This window comes from Pseudomonas sp. RW10S2, assembly GCF_014268985.1.
Taxonomy (GTDB): Bacteria; Pseudomonadota; Gammaproteobacteria; order Pseudomonadales; family Pseudomonadaceae; genus Aquipseudomonas; species Aquipseudomonas wayambapalatensis.
This window is the reverse complement of sequence record NZ_JABWRO010000217.1, coordinates 1-3375: the sequence shown is the minus strand read 5'-3', so window position 1 is coordinate 3375 and position 3375 is coordinate 1. Positions and strand designations below refer to the sequence as shown.

Annotated in this window: 2 protein-coding genes; both read right to left on the bottom strand. The window is 67.7% G+C overall.

What is annotated here, in order from left to right:
- Positions 1-24: 24 nt before the first annotated feature.
- Positions 25-1668, bottom strand: a complete 1644-nt coding sequence (locus HU729_RS25235; RefSeq protein WP_186711897.1) for a methyl-accepting chemotaxis protein — start codon at positions 1666-1668, stop codon at positions 25-27.
- Between the two features lie 116 nt (positions 1669-1784).
- On the bottom strand, positions 1785-3308 hold the full coding sequence (locus tag HU729_RS25230) for an MFS transporter (RefSeq protein ID WP_186711896.1): 1524 nt from the start codon (positions 3306-3308) through the stop codon (positions 1785-1787).
- Positions 3309-3375 lie beyond the last annotated feature (67 nt).

The window sequence follows — 3375 nt, the reverse complement described above, 5'->3', positions numbered from 1 at the left end:
GCGAAGAGGCCAGGCCTGGCGGAACTACCCGGCAGTCTTGAAGAAGCCCATCCGGCTGCCCAGCGCATCCGCCAGTTCCAGCAGTTCCTGGCTGTCTCCGGCCAGGCGCGTCGAACCTGCATGGGCATCACGCGAGGAGGCGTGGATGCGATTGATGTCCTGGCTGAGCATGCTCGCCGCCACATCCTGCTGCGACGACGCCGCGGCGATCTGATTGTTCATCTGGCTGATCGCTGCCACCTCGCGACGGATCTCGTTCAACGCACGCTGCGCGACCTGGGTACGTTCCACCGTGTCCTGCGCCAGTTCGCGGCTGTCGCCGACGATCTGTGCAGTCTTGCCGGCTCCCTCCTGCAGCTTGCCGATCATGCCGCGAATCTCGCGCGTCGACTCCTGGGTGCGGTTGGCCAGCGAGCGCACCTCGTCGGCGACCACCGCGAAGCCCCGGCCGAACTCGCCGGCACGTGCGGCCTCGATCGCGGCATTGAGCGCCAGCAGGTTGGTGCGCTCGGCGATGGAGTTGATCACCTCGATGATGCTCTCGATGGCCTGGCTGTCAGAGGCGACCTGCAACACCGCCTCGGTGGCCGACTCCAGTACCTGGGCCAGTTCGTGCATGGAGCTGGCGGTGCCTTCGACCACGGTCTTGCCAGCGTCCACCTCCTGGTCGGCCGCCTCGGAGGCCCGTGCGGCTGCAGCGGCGTAACCGGCGATCTCGTTGATGGCGGCCACCAGCTGCGACACGGCGCTGGCCATGTGCTGGGTATCGTCGCTCTGCTGCTGCATGCGCCCCTGGTTGGCGACAGCGCCCTGGCTCATGCGGCTGGACGAGGCGACCAGGTCGGTCGCTACCTGGTTGACCTGGGCGATGATCTCGGTGAGGTGACGGTTGGTGGTGCCCAGTGCGCCCATCACGCTGTCCGGGTGCTGGCTGCGCACACTCTGGTCGATCTCGCCACGGGCCAGGCCGCGCAGCAATTGCGCCACTTCCTCGGGCTCGGCGCCCAGGGTCGAGCGGATGCTGCGGATGATCAGCAGCGAGGCGCCGACGCTGAGCAGCGCAGCCAGGGCCGCCGCCCAGAGCATCAACCCGGCAAAGCCCGAAGCGCTGTCACGCACGATGCCGATGTCGCGCACCACGTCCTTTTCCTGCAGGTCGATGAAGGCGTTGATGCTGCGCAGCCATTCCTTGTATGCCGGCGCGACCTGGGCCAGCAACAGCGCCTGGGCCTGCTCGAAGTCACCCTTGTGGCGCAGTTCCAGCAGCTGTGCGGTGGCGGCCTGGGCGGTACGCTCGATGCCCTGGATCTGCTGCTGCAGGCGTTGCTCGTCGGCGCCGGCCTGGGGCTCGCCGAGCATCTTGGCCAGCGGCACTGCGGAACTCTGGTAGAAGTCGTCCAGGCGCTTGATGTCCTGGAGGAAGCCCGAAAGCTGGCCGTCATCGTGGGTCAGCACGGCATCGCGGATGGCGATGGCGCGGTCATGCACGCTGCCGCGCAGGTTGATCGCATAGCGCTGCTTGACCGTGGTGTTGCCGCTGACCTCGGTGAGCAGCGCGTCGATCCCGCCCACCCGGTGCACGCCGATGGCGGTGATGACCAGCATCAACCCAACGACCAATGCAAACCCCAGCGCCAACCTCATGGTGATGCTGATTCCTCTGAACATGGTGTCCTCCCCCGAGTGCATAAAAGCTTTTTGCCATCATTTTTTGCATGCTTTATACCCAGAGAATGTGAAGCCTTCTAATCGCGTTGATTGATAGCGACCATGAAATTAAATCATCAGGCCGGCTGCGTGACTGGCACGGGGAGTGGTCGGTTCAGCAGAAGCCCGACCACCACGGCGAACACCAGCGCCGCCACGCCCGCACTGGTCAGCACCGCTTCGAAACCGCCGACGAAGGCCTGGCGCGCCAGCGGCGCCAGGGTGCCGCGCAGGCCCGGATCGACCACCGCCAGCGCCGCCGACAGATCGCCCGCCGCGACCCGGGTCGCCATGTCGCCGACCTTGTCCAGTTGCCCCGGCGCCACCCCCGCCACCGCCTCACGCAGCAACTGCCCACTGCGGCTGGCCAGGATCCCGCCCAGCACACCGATGGCCAGCACGATCGCGCCGAAGCGTGTGGTGGTGCTCAACCCCGAGGCCATGCCGGTGCGCTCGCGCGGTACGCAGGCCATGATGTTCTTCTGCGTATCGCCATTGAGCAGCCCAGCCCCGGCACCAAGCACCAGGCTGGCCAGGGCGAAGGCGGCATAACCGCCCTGGGCGGCGGCCACGGCGCACAGCAGGTTGCCCACCCCCACCAGCAACAGGCCGAGGGCGAAGATTCGCGCCGAGCCGAGCCGCGCCGACAGGCGCATGCCCAGGCGGGGTGTCAGCAGCATCGCCAGGGCGAACGGCAGCATGCCTGCGCCTGCAGCCAGCGCCGGGAGCTGCAGGCCGTTCTGCAGGTACAGCGGCAGCAAGGTCATCATCACCTGGGCGCAGGCGGCATAGGCGAACATGCCGAGCAGAGCGCCGATGAAGCGCCCGCTGCGCATCAGTTGCAGGTCGATCATCGGCCGCGACTGGTTGCGTTCGACCAGCACGAAGAGGAAGAACAGGAACGCCGCGATCACCAGGCGACCGAGGGTGGGCGCGCTGTCCCAGCCGACGCGGTTGGCATCGATCAGCGCCCAGATCAGGTAGCCCAGCGCACCTGCGAAGGTCAGGCTGCCGAACGGATCCAGGCGGGCAGCGGCGCTGTCGCGCGATTCCTCGACGCTGCGCCGGACCATCACCGCCAGCACCACCACCAGCGGCAGGTTGATGTAGAAGATCCAGCGCCAGCCCAGGGTGCTGGCGATCAGGCCGCCAAGCAGCGGTGCGAAGGTGATGGTCGCGCCCATGCACGCGCCCCAGAACGCCCAGGCGCGCAGGCGCTCTTCGGGCTCATGGAAACGGTGACCGATGGCCGCCAGCGCGGCGGTGAGCAGCAGCGCCGCACCAAGGCCCTTGGCGGCCCGGGCGAGGTCGAGAAACATCAGTGTCGGCGCGGCGCCGCAGGCCAGCGAGGCCAGGCCGAACACCCCCAGGCCCAGTTGCAGCATGCGCCGCCGGCCAAAGCGGTCGGCCAGGCTGCCGGCCGGTAGCAGGGCGGCGGCGAAGGCCAGCAGGTAGGCACTGACCACCCATTCGATGTCGGCGAACGAACCGGACAGGTCGCGGGCGATGCTGGGCAGGCTGACTGCGACGATATTGGTGTCGAGGATGATCAGCGCGCACACCGCCGAGGCGGTGAACAGGGTGAAGCGGGCGGATGACATGGTGAGGCTCCCGAAGGGGGGTGATCTTCAGGGCCTCATCGCGGGACAAGTCGCAGCGGCGAACCGC

What these genes read in the sequence shown, in the direction of transcription:
- HU729_RS25235 (WP_186711897.1), bottom strand. Translation starts at nt 1,668, where the DNA reads ATGTTCAGAGGAATCAGCATCACCATGAGGTTGGCGCTGGGGTTTGCA.
- HU729_RS25230 (WP_186711896.1), bottom strand. Translation starts at nt 3,308, where the DNA reads ATGTCATCCGCCCGCTTCACCCTGTTCACCGCCTCGGCGGTGTGCGCG.